The sequence below is a fragment of the Streptomyces sp. YS-3 genome (assembly GCF_045257485.1).
GTDB lineage: Bacteria > Actinomycetota > Actinomycetes > Streptomycetales > Streptomycetaceae > Streptomyces.
In genome coordinates this window covers 1-15,138 of the sequence record NZ_JBJHPC010000115.1, presented here as the reverse complement: position 1 = coordinate 15,138, position 15,138 = coordinate 1, and the positions used below count along the sequence as shown (strand labels likewise).

The following is a 15,138-nucleotide window of genomic DNA, read 5'->3' as shown; positions in this document are numbered from 1 at the left end:
GACGGGATGAGCTTCGAGGGGCTGGGCTTCGACGTGGTCGGATCCGGCTCCCCCGGCCGCGTCGGATGCGAAGTCGACTCGTTGGCCAGGGACTTGGAGGGGTGGATGACCACCGTAGACGGCGAGGGGGCGCCCCCTGACGGCGGCGGTGCCGGGTCGGGCCCCGCTGCCGTCACCCCCGCGACACCCCGCACACCACCCGCGAAGCTCGGCCCCGGCGAGCCCAGGAGCGACACCGTCGCGAGCAGCACCGTCAGCATCGCCACCGGTAATCCGCGTGTCTTCCGCCTGCGTCCCACAGTGTCCCCCCTCGTAACCGCACGGCCTCCCCAGCCGTCCCCGTTCGGGTGCACTTGTTTGACGCCCCAGCCCGGCGCCTTCGTTTCGCTCAGGGGTACGGCGCACGGGAGCACGGGGCGGAAAGGGGCAAGCGCCGCACGCCCCCGGGGCCGACAACCGTGTCCAACCCCCACCGCGTCGACGACGGTTTGTGGCCGCCGGTGTCTCCAACGTGTGAATCTTGTGCGCACTCACCTGTGCTGTTGCCGCAGAGATGGGTAGCATCCGGCGGCAACATCCAGCACGAGGAAAGCGAATTCTCATGGCGGACGAGCCGGACTTCACCACACTCAAGGACCAGTACGCGGCGCGCGTCACCGCCGACCTGGAGGCCAACCAGCAGGACCAGGCACGCATCCGCGCGGAGCTCGACTCACTGAAGGGGCAACTGGAGGCCCTGGAGCGGGACCACGGTCTGCTGCAAACCATGCAGCACACCCTCGTCAGCACCGCCGGCGCGGCAGCGAAGGCGGCGCAGGCGTCGGCTGCGACGGAAACGGCCAAGGCACCGCGCAAGCGCACCACCAAGTCGCAGTCCACGGCCAAGACACCGTCCCCCGCCTCCACACCCACCGCCGCGGCGGTGCCCAAGCCGCGTAAGGCACGGGCGCAGAAGCCGGAGACGACGGAGGCGGAGGAGACGACGAAGAGCAGGACGGCCAAGGCGGTCAAGGGCACGAAGGCCGCTCAGAGCCCCAAGAAGGCCGCGTCCCAGGCCAAGAAGCCGACCTGGAAGAGCACGGAGAGCAGTGGGCCCACCCTGCGCGAGGTGGTGCTCGGCCTCTTCGCGGGCCACCAGGAGCCGCGTACGGTCGCCGACATCCTCACCGAGCTGACCACCCATCACCCGGAGCGCAACACCAGCCCCCAGGTGGTCCGCAACACCCTCGAAGCACTGGTCGCCAAGGGGGAGTTGGAGCGCGAGCGCAAGCAGGGTTCCGTGTTCTACACGGCCAGCCGCGCCTCGGCGCCCGCCGAGAAGCAGGAAGAGAAGACCGAGGCACCCACCGCCGCTACGGAAGGTGTGGCCGCCCCCGCCACAGCTTCCGCGCCGGCGCCCGCGACCGCCTGACGGGAACGCGCGGCCACGCGTCGTAGCCACCCCGGTGCCCAGGCATCCGCAACGGGGTGGCCACGTCCGTCGGTCTCAGTCGGCGTCGCTCACTGCCCGCCGTACCCCGGCACGGGGTTCATGGTGATGACACCGCCCTGCCCACCGGAGCCACCCGGGTCATCGGAGCCGCCGGAGGCACCTGAACCGCCCGCACCACCCGAGCCACCTGAACCACCCGAGCCACCGGACACCTGCCCCTGGCCCTGACCCTGACCCTGGTCCTGGCCTTGCCCCTGGCCCTGACCCTGGTCCTGGCCTTGCCCCTGGTCCTGACCTTGGTTCTGACCTTGGCTCTGGTCCTGCCCCTGACCCTGGTCCTGACCTTGGCCCTGCCCCTGACCCTGACCTCCCGCCCCGATCGTCGCCCCCGTGGCCTTCAGCGCGCCTGTCACCGGCTGGAAGAACGTCTCGCCGCCCGCGGTGCAGTTCCCGCTGCCCCCGGAAGTGAGCCCGACCGCGGCGCCGTCGGCGGTGAACAGGGACCCACCGCTGTCGCCCGGCTCGGCGCACACGTCGGTCTGGATCAACCCGGTGACCGTGCCCTCGGGGTAGTTCACCGTGGCGTCGAGGCCCGTGACCGTACCGTCGTGCAAACCGGTCGTGCTGCCCATGCGCAGGACGCGCTGCCCCACGGACGCGTCGGCCGCGGCCGTGATCTCGACCAGCTTTCCCGACCCCGTGTCGACCGCGCTGGGGGCCTGCGTCGCGGCGTCGTCGTAGGTGAGCAGGGAGAAGTCGCCATTGCCGGGGAAGGTCGCCTTCTGGACGGTCGCGGCGGGAGCTCCGCCCGCGCTCAGGGACCACTTCTTGGCCGCGACACCGCAGTGGCCCGCCGTGAGAAACCCCGGTTTGCCGTCCTGGGTGGTGACGTTGAAACCCAGCGAGCAGCGCGCGCCACCGCCGAAGATGGCGTCACCGCCCTCGCTGAACGCCGTGAACCGTCCGGCGGACTTCTGGATCCTGGCCGTGTCCGCGCCGAGGGCGCGTACGGCCTTCTCCAGCTTGTTCCACTGCGCCCCCTTCACCGTCCGGTCCGCCGAGACCACGATGCGGTTGGTCCGGGGGTCGACGGCCCAGGCGGTGCCGGGGATGGTCGCGGTACGGGCGAGGGTGTGCGCCGCCGAGCGGAGTTCGGCCGCGCTGTTGCGGACCGCGCGCGGCACCGCTCCTGCCTTCTTCACTTGGGCGTCGGCGTTGCTGTCGTTACCGGCGATGTTCACGATGAGCTGCCGCTTGGCGGCGTCGTAGTACGAACCGGCGAAGGTGTCACCGAGCTGCCGGGCGAGTTCGCGTGCGGCTTCGGCCGCCGCGGTGGTGTTCATCTTTCCGGCCGCGGCCCCGGACGCGGGTCGGGGCTCCGGCTGGGACGCGTTCGCACGTGGGAGCAGTACGGCCGCTGCGATGAGGCCCGCGGCCCCGGCTCCCGCCATCACGGCCCGCCGCTTGGGTATGCGCCTGTGAGTCAACTCGCCGCCTCCTGGTATCTGTTCCGTACCGATCGGGATCGGTGGAAGGTGTGCGGTCCTAGGTACGGATGGGACGGCTGTGGTGTTCACCGCCGTTGCGAAAGAACACTGTTGACGCCTGGTCAGCAAAGTTCCGTACGGGCCCTGAGGCCTGCTCGAACCGCGGTGCACACCCACCTCGTGCGTGTCTCAGCGGCCCGCGAACTTCCCGCTCACCTCCGTCAGAAGGCGGCGGGCGTCCGCGCCGAGATGTGGCCCCGCGAGCCATGCGGCAGGGCGGGAGCCGAGCGAGGTGTTGGAGACAAGGACGAGCGCTCCGTCGCCCCGGCGCACCAGCCAGCCGCCGCCGGACGAGCCCTCGGTCATGGTGCAGCCCATGCGGTACATGTCCGGCTGGTCGGCGGCGACCGAGAACGATCCGGGGTGGTCGGCGCAGTGGAAGAGGGACGAGCCGTCGAAGGGGCGGCCCGCCGGGTACCCCACGATGTCGACCGGGCTCCGCGACCCGGACAGCTCGGCGTCGAAGCCGACGTCCGCCGCCGCGCCGGCCGTCTCCTCCAGCGATTTCGTCTCCCCGGCGGCCTGCCGTACGTGCAGTACGGCGAAGTCGAAGGCCGCCCCCACCCCGGCGCCGTCCGTGCCGTGGTCGATCCACTGCTGAGATGTCTGCGCCCAGTCCGCCCACCAAATGCCCAGCGGCGCGGCGCTGTTGGAGCCGTTCGCCGCCACCGGGCCGCGCTTGTCGAAGCCGGGGACGAAGACGATGTTCCTCAGCCATCCGCCGTCCTTGCCGGAGTGGACGCAGTGCCCGGCGGTCCACACCAGGTTGGACCGCCCGGGGCGGGCCGGGTCGCGCACCACGGTGCCGGAGCAGGCGGCGGGGCCCTTGGGGGTGTCGAAGAAGAGCCGGCCGGCGGTGGGCGCCCGGTCGCCGTAGGGACGGGCGACGGGACGTGCGGGCACGGCGTCCGGCTCGGGGTCGGAGACTCCGCGGGGCATGTGCCGGCCGTCGAAGGCGCGTTCGCCCTCGGTGGCCCCGGCCATCCGCTCAGGCCCCCACAGCCCGTCCACCACGGGGTTGACGAAGTCCGCGGCGCCCCGCAGCCACCGTCCCACGCTCCAGTCCTGCCAGCCACGGGGTGTCCGGCCCGGATCGGCTCGTCGTGCGGCCCCGGCCGGACCGGCGGACCCGACCGCCCCGGAACCGCCCTGTGGTCCCGTGGAGTTCTTGGTGACGGTGTACGCGAGTCCCCCGGCCAGCACGGCGACGAGCAACCAGGCGGCCGTCCCCCGGAGGCGACGGCGAGGACGGCCGACCATACGAAGACGGGGAAAAGGCACGGGCTCCTCCTCGGGCGCGACACGCTACTGCCCGGTTGATACGGCACCGCGCCCCTCCGCGTTCAACCACCCGTGCCGGGCGGCCGATCAGGGTTCGGACGCACCGGCCGGCCGGTGCGCGGCCCGGTACCGCCCCGTCGCCGAGGCCGTACGAGCCGCTGCGTCAGATCTGCGCCACGCCCCTCAGCCGATGTCCAGCCGCACCGAGATCCGCTTCAGCCTGCGCAGTTCGCTCTCGCTGAGGCCGCCCCACACCCCGCGCTTCTCGTTGTTCGACAGCGCCCACTCCAGGCACGGGGTGGTCACCGGGCATCTGCGGCAGATCGCCTTGGCCTCGGCCAGTTGCTGGTCCGCGAAACGCCTGCTGTACGTAGGGAAGAACAGCTCCGGGTCCTCCGTACGGCACGCCGCACGCTTTCGCCAGTTCACAAGAAGACTCCCTCCTCGGCAACGAGTGACGCGATCGACTCCCGTAGGGGTCTTGGGCGTTGTTACGTCAGCCGCTGACGGTCCGTTCAAAGCGAACCGCGCGACCGACCGCGCCTCACCGCCGGACGAAGACCCCGATGCCGTTGGCGACCGCGCGTTCGAAGCTGCCGGGCGGCCGGTTGCGTACGACGACCGTCTGGTCGCCCGGGCCGCGGGTGGCGAGCGTGGAGGAACCGCCGCCGTCCAGGTTGACCGCTTCGTCGGCGCCCATGTCCTTCAGGAGGCGGGCGAGTTCGGCCAGCGTCAGACCCGCGTCGCTCTCGGCCGCGCCGTTCAGGGTGACGAGGTAGAGGCGGTGTCCGTGGCCGCCGATCCCCGCGCCGGTACGGGTGGCGGCCGTGCGGTCGTCGAGCCCGTCCAAGGGGGTACGGGCCCGCAGCACCGGCATGCCGCCCACCGCGAACACCAGCGGCCCCCGGCGGCTGCGCAGCCGGTAGCCGAGCGCGGCCCGGTCGCCGGGCCGGAGCGCGCGCAGGGCGGACGCCCCCTTCTCGCGTCCCACCAGGACGACCGTACCGGCGGCGATCGGTCCCGACCCCAGGACGTCCGAGGTGCTGACGACCCGGCCCTTCCGTACCGTCACCTCGTACGTGTCCGTGGTGCAGGGCGCGCCGCGCACCACGTCGGTTCCGCACGCCGCCCGGGCCCGGGAGACGGCGCCCCACTTCGTGGTGAAGGCACCCACCCCGTCCACCGGCACGGCGTACTGGTTGAGCCCGTCAAGGCGCAGCCGGCCGCCGGGGGTGTCGACGGCTCCCTCCAGCGTGAGGCGGTCGAGGCGTCCGGTGCCCGCCGGGCCGACACCGATGACATCGCGGGCGCTGGTGCCCGGCGGCAGGGCGGGGCCGAACCGCTGGCCGTCGGGGACGGCGGCCTTCAGCGGCCGGCCGGACGCGATGGCCGGGCCGGAGGAGGCGCCGGTGGCCTCCACGCCGGGGTGCTGGGTCTCGCTGATGTCGAAGAAGTCCCCGTTGACGGCGGCGATGGCGTCCCGGGCGTCGGCCATCGCGGTCACCTTCGCCCGGGCGGCCACCGCGCCCGGGGTGAGGAGGTCCACCGTGACGTGGGGGTTGTTCAGTTCCGCCACCACGAGGTGACCACGCGTCAGCCCGTGGGAGGCGGTGACGGTGAAGCTCCGGTAGGAGACGCCGGGCGCGACGGCGACCGGCCCCCCGTAGCCGATGGCCGGTGCGCTGCGCGCGGCGCCCGGAGCCAGTGCGCCCTGGGCCACGACCATCCCGACCGCGGCGATCCCTGTCAGTGCCATGCGCGTCCGGCCCCGGGACCACCCCATCGCGCCTCATCTCCCGAGACCCACTCCGCACTCCGCATCGGCAGCCGCAGCCTAGCGAGGAGCGCGGCGGCCCACGGGCAGGCTCGACGCGATGGCCGAGAACGGCCCCCGGCAGCCGTCCCGGCGGCTCCGCCGGCGGCGGCCCGCCCGAGCGGCGTGCCACAGTACGCTCATAGGCGTCTCGCTCACCCGGAAGCGGTGCTGAACCGGGCCGCGTCCCGGACGGCGGCGCAGCGGAACCTTCAGCAGACCTGGAGAAGTACATGAGCACTTCACCAACCGGTGGCACCCCGGGTGAAGTTCATGGCACCCCGCCCCCGGTGCGGCCCACGGTGGTCACACCGGAGATCACTCACGCCGAGTGCCGCAAATGCGGAACGCGTGTGGCCGGGCTCGACGGGCGGTACGCCTGTGGCGTGTGCGGGTGGACCAACGACTGGTCCGAGGGGCACCGGCCGCTGCCGCGCGCCGAGGACGACCCCGACTTCCCCGGTCCTGGCGTCGTCCCGGAGAACCCGTTGGCGGACTGAGCCGTACCGGAGTCCGGCGCGCGGGAGGCCCTCGCCGCCGGACGCCGCCGCGCCCGCGCGCGCCGTGCGCTTGAATGTCCCCCACGACCTGGGAAGGAACAGAGCTGCGGTGCGTGTACTACAGGGCATCATGGGTGCCGTCATCGTGCTGGGCATCTTCTCCTCGGTGCTGCGCACCCTGGTGATACCCCGGCCGACGCGCTCGGGCTTCACGCAGGTCGTCCACGGGCTGGTGCGGCGGCCGTTCCAGATGGTGGCCGACCGGCTGACGGGGGCGGAGTCGAAGGACCGGGTGCTCGCGCCGGTGGCGCCGCTGGCCGTCGTGGTGACGCTGATGGCGTGGCTGGGGTGCTTCATGGTCGGCTACGCGCTCCTGGAGGCCGCGGTCAGCCGGCTGCCGTTGCGGGACGCAATGGTCGAGTCCGGCTCCTCCCTCTTCACGCTCGGCTTCGCCAGCGGCAACCGCGTCACGCTGAACGCCATCGACTTCTGCGCCGCCGCCACCGGTCCCGTCGTGATCGGCCTCCAGGTCGGCTATCTGCCCACCCTCTACGGGGCCTACCAGCGGCGCGAGACGGAGGTGACGCTCCTGCAGTCGCGCGCGGGCGACCCGCCCTGGGGTCCGGAGATCCTCGCCCGCTACGCCCAGGTCGAGCTGCTGCACAGCCTCACCGAGCTGTTCCGCAACTGGGAGCGGTGGAGCGCCGAGGTGAGCGAGAGTCACACCACCTATCCGGTCCTGGTCCACTTCCGCTCCCCCAAGGCCAACCGCAACTGGCTGATCGCGCTGCTGGCCGTGATGGACGCGGCGGCCCTGCGCCTCGCCTTCAACCCCTCCCGGCCCACGGCAGAAATCCGGCTCGCCCTGCGGGCCGGCTTCGTGTGCCTGCGCGACATCGCCGATCTGCGGGGCATCGCGTACGACCGCGACCCGCACCCCGACGACCCGATCCAGCTCAGCTACGAGGACTTCCTCCACGGCGTGGCACGGATGGCCGACCAGGGGTATCCGATGGAGCGCACGCCCGAGGAGGCGTGGCCGCACTTCCGCGGCTGGCGCGTCAACTACGAGCAGCTCGCCTACTGGCTGGCCCGGGACATCGACGCCGTCCCCGCCCCCTGGTCCGGGCCGCGCCGCACCACGGTCGCCGTCCGCACGCCCGTCACCCCGATCGACCGCCGTCCGGTGGGATGACCCTCCCGGCCGGGTGCGCGGCTGCCGAAGGAGGCCTGTGAACACCCCTCGCCCGCACGTCGTCGCCGTGCTCCGCCGGTGCGGCGCGCGCCTGTTCCCCGGCGACCCGGCGCACCACGACGTCCTGCCGCCGCTGCTCGTCGTGCTCACCTTCGTCACCGGTCTGGTGGACGCGGTGAGCTATCTGGGCCTGCACCACGTCTTCGTCGCCAACATGACCGGCAATGTGGTCTTCCTCGGCTTCGCGCTGGCGGGCGGGACGGGGCTGTCCGCCGTCGCCTCGGCCGCGGCGGGCGCGTCGTTCCTGGCGGGCGCGCTGGCGGGCGGCCGGATCGCGCCGCTGATCGGCCGGCCGGTGCGGTTGTTCGCCCTGCTGGTGGCGGCGCATGCGGTACTCGTGGCGGCGGCGCTGGTCACGGGTCTGGCGGACCACACCACGTACGTACTGATCGTGCTGCTGGCGTTCGGCATGGGCGTGCAGAACGCCGTGGTCCGCAAGATCGCGGTGCCCGATCTCACCACCACCGTCCTCACGCTCACCCTCACCGGTCTGGCCGCCGACCGGCCCGGGCCGGCCACCGTGCGCCGGGTGCTCTCGGTGGTGGCGATGTTCGGCGGGGCGCTGGCGGGCGGGGTACTGCAGCTCCACCACGGCACACCCGCGGCGCTGGCGCCCGCGCTGCTCCTGCTGTCCGCCGTCGCCCTGGCGGCCTGGTCCGCCACGGTGTGAGCGGCGCCGGACGGAGCCGCCCGCCTCACGCCGACTGCTGGTGCCAGGCGTCCTGGAAGTTGCGGCGGGCGCGGTGCAGCCGGGAGCGGACGGTGCCGACGGGCAGGGCGAGGGTCCGGGCCATCTCCTCCTCGTTCATGCCGTAGACGGCGCGCAGCATGAGCACCTGCCGGTGGTGGTCGGGCAGCCGGTCCATGGCGTCGGAGATGTGCACGGTGTCCAGGGGGTTGCCGTCCAGGGCGCGGTCGGTCAGGTCGTCGGTGGGGCCCTGGCTGAGGCGTTTGGAGGTGCGGACCGCCTCCCGTACGGTGACGGCGCGGACCCAGCCGTAGAAGGCCTCGGGTTCGCGCAGCCCCCGGATGCCGCGGAATATGGCGAGCATGGCCTCCTGGGCGGCGTCGGAGCTGTGGTTCTGGGCGATGGGCAGACAGAGCCGGCCGACGAAGGGGGCGATGTGCAGGAGGATGTCGTTCATGGCGCGGTCGTCCCCGGCCTGGGCGCGCGGCAGCAGGGCCGTGGCGACGGGGGCCTGCGTGTCGTTCGTGGTGATCACCGCGGGAGTACTCCTGGACTCGGTCTGCTCGTACGAATGCGGGGCGGGTGCGTGCCGGGTGCCGGCCGCGCGTCCCTCACGCGGGCACCGCCACCGCGCCCTCGGCGTCGTCGCGGCGGGCGGCGAAGGCGAGCAGGGAGGTGTGCAGGGCGGAGCGGAGCTCCTCCATCTGCTCGTGGGTGAAGCACTGCGCGCTGTAGGGGAGTTCGAGGCCGAGCCTGCCGTCGAAGGAGACCACGCAGACCATCAGCGGTCCGCGTCCGGCTTCGGGGAAGTAGTGCTCGCGCGCGGGGACGAGGCGTACGTCGGTGACCTGGAGACCGGCCGGGGTGGCCGGCCCGGAGACCCGGCCCATGTTGGTCACGATCACGCTGGTGGCGAGGAGCGCCGGATGCCGCGGGACCTTCGGCAGGAGGTGGAGTTCCTGGAGGTAGTCGCCGCGTGCGATGGCCGTGTGCAGGTTCTCGGTGACATGGCGGGCCAGCGCGAGCGGGTCGGCGTCATGTGCCACGTCGAGCACGTCCAGGCAGGAGGTGACCGCGGGCACCATCACTTCGCGCGCCAGCGGCGGGTTGAGCCGGGAGCGCAGGTCGACGGGGGACATACAGCCGAGCGTGCGCGTCCCGGGCTCGCCGCCGAGGCGGCGGCGGACGGCGGTCAGGGCGGCGGCGGCGATCAGCCCGTGCACCGATACACCCTCGGCCTTCGCGAAACTCAGCAGACGGGCGGTGTCCTCGCGCTCCAGCAGCACGCGCGCCACGCCGAGTTCGGGCTCGCCGGGTGCCGGCTCGGTGCCCGCGGCCTCGTACGGAAGGCAGACGACGGGTCGCTGCCGGGTGCGCTCGACGCGGCCCGCGAGGTACTCCTCGGCCTCCGCCGCGGAGACCGCCGGCAGCAGGTGGGAGACGGGCTCGGGCCACAGCTCGCCGTACTCGCCCGCCGCGCCGGGGAGTTCACCGGCCAGCCGGGTGTAGGTGTCCCACAGCGCGTTCTGGAGGGCGATGCCGCTGTGGCCGTCGGTGATGGTGTGGTCGATGCTGAGCACCATGGTGTGCTCGTCGCCGCCGCGCAGCAGTACGGCCCGCACCAGGGGCCCGCCGACCGGCAGCGGGGTGTTGAACTCCTCGGTGTAGGCGCCGGGTCCGCCCTCGCGCACCAGCAGCGTCGGCACCTCGTCCGCGGCGAGCGGCTGGAGCACATGGGCCCCGTCCTCGACGGCGATCCGGCAGCGCAGCGAGGGGTGCTCGGCGACCTTGGCGGCGAACGCCGCGGCGAGCAGCTTCTCGTCGAGGTCGCCGCGGACGGTGCAGGAGAGCACGGCACGGCTCCGCTGCGCCACGTAGATCGTCTCGACCGGGCATAACCTGCGCTGCATCCCCATGACCTTTCGACTTTCCTTTGTCCCGGCGGTATACCGGACCCGGCCGCGCCCCGGACTCCCCGAAATGGGGCCGCTCGCACGGACCGGTGGGAGCGGGGCGCACGCATACGAAGTACGCATACGGAGACGGAACCCTTCCCCCATTGAGGCCAGGCCGTTTCGGCCGAGACCCGGATCCCGAATCGCGCTTCAGTGAAGCCGCAATTCCATTCTCTCGCAAGGGTTTCGGAAGAGCCCGCGAAGTGACCTATCCCTCAGCCGCCGCGAGCCCGGCCCGCGACCGCAGTGAGGGGAATACCCACAGTGCCCCGGGCGCTAACCGGACCGGCCCTCCCACCTCCGGAACGCAAGCCGATTTGGCTCAACTTCGGCGTTTGACGAGCCGCACCAGCCGCTCGTATACGGAGATTTCCCCAAGGGGCACATGCCAACAGCACGGTCTTCCTTCGTCGCATGGCTGGTTTATTGACACGAAGTAAACTCCACAAGCTGGCTCGATTCATGCGGCCGTGCTCATGACATGCACCGTCCGGAACCGGTCAATGGGCCGACTTTTGACGGCCCGTCGAGGGACACGCCCGGCGAAAGATCCCCTTGACCCGCCGTCTTCCCCTCATGCAGGGTTGCTGTGCCGAGGAAGGCCGCGCCCACCACGGGCACTGCCCGCACTCACCGGAGTTCCATCTCCCGCAACGGTATTCCGGCGATGCATTCCTCTTTCCGTTCCCGTGCCCAATTCCGCGCATCCGGTGGGCGGATCGACCACGCCTGCCCAGCGGCTTCCCAGTAAGGGCCCGCGGGTTCCTGCTGCGTGCCGAGAATGTCAAAGACGCCTAACAAGGGTTGGTGCCATGTCTGTCCAGGAGGACACCAGTAGCCCGCTGACCGGGGCCCAGCAGGGGCTCTGGTTCGCCCAGCGGCTCGACCCCGCGAACGCCGCCTACAACACCGCCGAGTACGTGGAGATCCACGGCCCCGTGGACACCGCGCTCTTCGAGACCGCGCTGCGCCGCACCGTCGGGGAGGCGGGCACCTTCGCCCTGCGGTTCACCGACACCGCCGACGGCCCCCGCTCGACGCCGGCCCCGGGTGACGACTGGCCGCTGCACCTGGTGGACGTCAGCGGCGAGGCGGACCCGGACGCGGCGGCCGAGGCTTGGATACGCGCCGACATGGCGACCGCGGCCGACCTCGGCGAGGGCCCCCTGTTCACCCACGCCCTCTTCACGGTCTCCCCCGACCGTTACTTCTGGTTCCTGCGGGCCCACCACATCCTCCTCGACGGCTACAGCTACAAGCTCGTCGCCCGGCGGCTGTCCGAGGTCTACGCGGCGCTCGCGGACGGCCGGGAGGTGCCGCCCAGTCCGTTCGCCCCGGTCGGCCGGCTGCTGGAGGAGGAGGCGGCCTACCGTGCCTCCGACCGTTTCGTACGCGACCGCGCCCACTGGACCGGCCGGTTCGCCGACGCCCCGCACGCCACCGGGCTCACCGAGGGCACCGCACCGCCCGCCGCCGCCTTCCTGCGCCGCACCTCCCTGCTCACCGCCGCCGACACCGAGCGCCTGACGGCCGCGGCCCGGCGCCTGGGCGGCTCGCGCAACGACCTCGTGGTCGCGGCCGTCGCCGCCTATCTGCACCGGGTCACCGCCCAGCGGGACATCGTGCTGGGCCTGCCCACCATGAGCCGGCTCGGCTCCACGGCGCTGCGCACGCCCGGCACGGCCTCCAACATCCTGCCGCTGCGTCTGGCCGTCACCCCCGCCACCACCGCTGGGGAGCTGGTCGCGGCGGTCGCCGCCGCGTTACGCGACGTCCGCAGGCACCAGCAGTACCGCGCCGAGGACCTGCGCCGCGACCTCAAACTCATCGGCGGGACACGCCGGTTGTACGGGCCCGTCGTCAACCTCGTCCCCTTCGACGAGGAACCGCCCTTCGGCGGCCACCGCACCACCTCGCACCACCTGTCCGGCGGCGCCGTCGAGGACCTCCAGATCAACGTCCGGCCCGGCGCGGGCGGCGAAGGACTGTGGATCGCCTTCGACGCCAACCCCGCCCTGTACACCGAGACCGAACTCGAGGACCACCAGCGGCGGCTGCTGCTCCTGCTCGACCGGCTCGCCGAGGCCGACGCCGCCCTGCCGCTCGCCCGCACGAGCCTGCTGCTCCCCGGCGAGGCCCCGGCCCACGCGTCCGCCGAGCCCCTGCGCACCGCCCCCGACGCCGTCCTCGCGACGCGCTTCGAAGCCCAGGCCGCCCGCACCCCGCACGCCGTGGCCGTCACCTGCGAGGGCGTCTCGCTCACCTACGCGCGGCTCAACGCCCGCGCCAACCGGATCGCCCGTCTGCTCGTCGAGCGCGGCGCGGGCCCCGGCGAGGTGGTGGCCCTGGCGCTGCCGCGCTCCTTGGAGCTCGTCGTGGCACTGCTCGCCGTGGTCAAGTCCGGCGCCGCGTATCTGCCGCTGGACCCCGGCTACCCGGCCGAGCGCATCCGCGCGGTCACCGGCGACGCCGCACCCGCTCTCCTCGTCACCGACGCGGCCACCGCCCCGACGCTCCCCGGGACCGGCGCCGACCTCCTGGTCCTCGGCGAACCGGCCCTCGAAGGCGATCTGGCGGCGCGCCCGGACACCGACCTCACCGACGCCGAGCGCACCGCGCCGCTCACCCCCGGCGACCCGGCGTACATCATCCACACCTCGGGCTCCACCGGCCGCCCCAAGGGCGTGGTGATCCCGCACTCCAACGTCGTGCGGCTCTTCGAGACCTCCGCCGCCCACTTCGACTTCGGCGCGGACGACGTGTGGACCCTCTTCCACTCGTACGCCTTCGACTTCTCCGTCTGGGAGATCTGGGGACCCCTGCTGCACGGCGGCCGGCTCGTCGTCGTCCCCTACGCCACCAGCCGCTCGCCGCACGACTTCCTGCGGCTGCTGCGGGACGAAGGTGTCACCGTCCTCAACCAGACGCCGTCCGCCTTCCAGCAGCTCATCCAGGCCGAACGGGAGGCGGGCGCGGACGGCGGCCCCCTGGCCCTGCGGTATGTGGTGTTCGGCGGCGAAGCGCTGGAGCCCGCGCATCTGCGCCCCTGGCTGGAGCGGCACGGCGACGCGTCGCCCGCGCTGGTCAACATGTACGGGATCACCGAGACCACCGTGCACGTCACCCACCACCGCGTCACCCGGGAGCTGATCGAGGACCCGCGCGGGCGCAGTGTGATCGGCACCCCGCTCCCGGACCTGCGCGTATACGTTCTCGACCACTGCCTCCAGCCGGTCGTGCCGGGTCGGGTGGGCGAGATGTACGTGGCGGGTCCCGGTCTCGCCCTCGGCTATCTGGGCCGCCCCGAACTCACCGCCGAGCGGTTCGTCGCCGACCCCTTCGGCGCGCCGGGCGAGCGGATGTACCGCACCGGCGACCTGGCCCGCCGCGCGGCCGACGGCACCCTGGAGTACGCGGGGCGCTCGGACCACCAGGTGAAGATCCGCGGCTTCCGTATCGAGCCCGGCGAGATCGAGGCTGCGCTCGTCGGCCACCCGGACGTGGCCCGCGCCGCCGTGGTGGCCCGGGAGACGGAGGGCGCGGCCGACCGGATCCTGGTGGCCTACGCCGTCCCCGCCCCAGGCTCGCGTCCCGAACCGGCGGTGCTGCGGGCCCAGCTGGCCGCGTCCCTGCCCGAGCACATGGTGCCCAGCGCGTGCGTGGTGCTGGACGCGCTGCCGCTGACCGCCAACGGCAAGCTGGACACCAAGGCCCTGCCCGCCCCCGACTTCGCCGCCGCAGCCACCGGCCGGGCCCCGGCCACCGGACCCCGGGCGCTGGTGTGCCGGCTGTACGAGGAGCTGTTGCGGCTGCCCGCAGGGACGGTCGGCGCCGAGGACAACTTCTTCGACCTCGGCGGCCACTCGCTGCTCGCCACCCGGCTGATGACCCGGCTGCGCACGGCCACCGGCGCCGAGGTCTCCATGGCCGACTTCTTCGCCCGGCCCACCCCGGCCGCGCTCGCCGAACGCGTCCCCGCCGGGGGCGCCGGGGCGGCAAGGCCGCCGCTGGTCCGCGCGGAGCGGCCGGACCCGCTGCCCCTCTCCGCCACCCAGCAGAGCATGTGGTTCCTCAACCAGCTGGACGGGGCCGCCGCCACGTACAACATCCCGCTGGTGATCCCGCTGGAGCGGGAGATCGACGTGGACGCGCTGCGCGCGGCGCTGGCCGATGTCGCGGACCGGCACGAGAGCCTGCGCACGCTGCTGCCGGAGACCGGCGGCGCCCCGCGCCAGGAGATACACCCGCCGGGCTCCCTGCGTCCCGTCCTGCACGTCGTGGACTGCCCCCCGCGGGAGGTGGCGGCGCACGTCGCCCTGGCGCGCGGACACCGCTTCGACCTCACCCGCGACCAGCCCCTGTGGGCCGGTCTCTACGGCACGGGGGCGGCCCGCACGCTGGTGGTCGTCCTGCACCACAGCGCGGCCGACGGCTGGTCGCTGCGCCCGCTGGCCGAGGACCTGTCCACCGCGTACGCGGCCCGCACCGAAGGGCGTGACCCGGGCTGGGACGAACTGCCGGTCCAGTACGCCGACTACACCCTCCGGCAGCGGAAACTGCTCGAAGAGACCGGCCGGGACGGCGGTGTGAGCGGTCGTCAGCTCGCGTTCTGGAAGGACGCACTCGACGGTCTGCCGGTGGAGATCCCGCTCCCCACCGACCGGCCC

11 protein-coding genes and 1 pseudogene are annotated in these 15,138 nt (G+C 72.9%); 5 read left to right on the top strand and 7 right to left on the bottom strand.

Going from position 1 to position 15,138, the window contains the following annotated elements:
- Positions 1–266 (bottom strand): annotated as a pseudogene (locus tag ACJA3G_RS12955) (hypothetical protein); the annotation flags it as partial.
- Positions 267–601: 335 nt separating this feature from the next.
- On the opposite strand from ACJA3G_RS12955, the gene ACJA3G_RS12950 reads away from it, so the two are divergent.
- Complete coding sequence (locus tag ACJA3G_RS12950; protein WP_406553095.1) at positions 602–1,411, top strand: hypothetical protein; 810 nt, start codon at positions 602–604, stop codon at positions 1,409–1,411.
- 89 nt (positions 1,412–1,500) lie between these two features.
- Here ACJA3G_RS12950 and ACJA3G_RS12945 read toward each other — a convergent pair whose 3' ends face one another.
- The 4 genes from ACJA3G_RS12945 to ACJA3G_RS12930 all read right to left on the bottom strand — a co-directional run bounded on the left by ACJA3G_RS12945 (position 1,501) and on the right by ACJA3G_RS12930 (position 6,016).
- Entirely contained in the window at positions 1,501–2,883 is a 1,383-nt protein-coding gene (locus tag ACJA3G_RS12945; protein ID WP_406553096.1) for a S1 family peptidase, read from the bottom strand.
- Between the two features lie 225 nt (positions 2,884–3,108).
- Positions 3,109–4,239, bottom strand: coding sequence for a trypsin-like serine peptidase (locus ACJA3G_RS12940; protein WP_406553094.1), 1,131 nt, complete (start codon positions 4,237–4,239; stop codon positions 3,109–3,111).
- Positions 4,240–4,443: 204 nt separating this feature from the next.
- Positions 4,444–4,689 carry a WhiB family transcriptional regulator gene (locus ACJA3G_RS12935; RefSeq protein ID WP_406553093.1) on the bottom strand — a complete coding sequence of 82 codons (246 nt, stop codon included), beginning with the start codon at positions 4,687–4,689 and terminating at the stop codon, positions 4,444–4,446.
- Positions 4,690–4,804: 115 nt separating this feature from the next.
- The gene (locus ACJA3G_RS12930; RefSeq protein ID WP_406553092.1) at positions 4,805–6,016 is read right to left on the bottom strand and encodes a phosphodiester glycosidase family protein; all 1,212 of its coding nucleotides are present in this window, start codon (positions 6,014–6,016) and stop codon (positions 4,805–4,807) included.
- A gap of 290 nt (positions 6,017–6,306) precedes the next feature.
- Here ACJA3G_RS12930 and ACJA3G_RS12925 point away from each other — a divergent pair, with 290 nt between their 5' ends.
- From ACJA3G_RS12925 to ACJA3G_RS12915, 3 genes are all read left to right on the top strand, one after another.
- On the top strand, positions 6,307–6,573 hold the full coding sequence (locus tag ACJA3G_RS12925; RefSeq protein WP_406553091.1) for a hypothetical protein: 267 nt from the start codon (positions 6,307–6,309) through the stop codon (positions 6,571–6,573).
- Positions 6,574–6,682: 109 nt separating this feature from the next.
- Positions 6,683–7,768 carry a hypothetical protein gene (locus ACJA3G_RS12920; protein WP_406553090.1) on the top strand — a complete coding sequence of 362 codons (1,086 nt, stop codon included), beginning with the start codon at positions 6,683–6,685 and terminating at the stop codon, positions 7,766–7,768.
- Between the two features lie 37 nt (positions 7,769–7,805).
- Positions 7,806–8,498, top strand: coding sequence for a YoaK family protein (locus tag ACJA3G_RS12915; RefSeq protein ID WP_406553089.1), 693 nt, complete (start codon positions 7,806–7,808; stop codon positions 8,496–8,498).
- A 25-nt stretch (positions 8,499–8,523) separates the two neighbouring features.
- Here the strand turns inward: ACJA3G_RS12915 and ACJA3G_RS12910 are convergent, their stop codons facing one another.
- Both ACJA3G_RS12910 and ACJA3G_RS12905 read right to left on the bottom strand, forming a co-directional pair.
- On the bottom strand, positions 8,524–9,051 hold the full coding sequence (locus tag ACJA3G_RS12910) for an RNA polymerase sigma factor (RefSeq protein WP_406553088.1): 528 nt from the start codon (positions 9,049–9,051) through the stop codon (positions 8,524–8,526).
- A gap of 76 nt (positions 9,052–9,127) precedes the next feature.
- Entirely contained in the window at positions 9,128–10,432 is a 1,305-nt protein-coding gene (locus ACJA3G_RS12905; protein ID WP_406553087.1) for a phthiocerol/phthiodiolone dimycocerosyl transferase family protein, read from the bottom strand.
- Between the two features lie 851 nt (positions 10,433–11,283).
- Here ACJA3G_RS12905 and ACJA3G_RS12900 point away from each other — a divergent pair.
- Positions 11,284–15,138, top strand: a 3,855-nt coding sequence (locus tag ACJA3G_RS12900; protein WP_406553086.1) for an amino acid adenylation domain-containing protein, incomplete at its 3' end; no start/stop codon positions are given.

What these genes read in the sequence shown, in the direction of transcription:
- ACJA3G_RS12950 (WP_406553095.1), top strand. Translation starts at nt 602, where the DNA reads ATGGCGGACGAGCCGGACTTCACCACACTCAAGGACCAGTACGCGGCG.
- ACJA3G_RS12945 (WP_406553096.1), bottom strand. Translation starts at nt 2,883, where the DNA reads ATGGCGGGAGCCGGGGCCGCGGGCCTCATCGCAGCGGCCGTACTGCTC.
- ACJA3G_RS12940 (WP_406553094.1), bottom strand. Translation starts at nt 4,239, where the DNA reads ATGGTCGGCCGTCCTCGCCGTCGCCTCCGGGGGACGGCCGCCTGGTTG.
- ACJA3G_RS12930 (WP_406553092.1), bottom strand. Translation starts at nt 6,016, where the DNA reads ATGGCACTGACAGGGATCGCCGCGGTCGGGATGGTCGTGGCCCAGGGC.
- ACJA3G_RS12925 (WP_406553091.1), top strand. Translation starts at nt 6,307, where the DNA reads ATGAGCACTTCACCAACCGGTGGCACCCCGGGTGAAGTTCATGGCACC.
- ACJA3G_RS12905 (WP_406553087.1), bottom strand. Translation starts at nt 10,432, where the DNA reads ATGGGGATGCAGCGCAGGTTATGCCCGGTCGAGACGATCTACGTGGCG.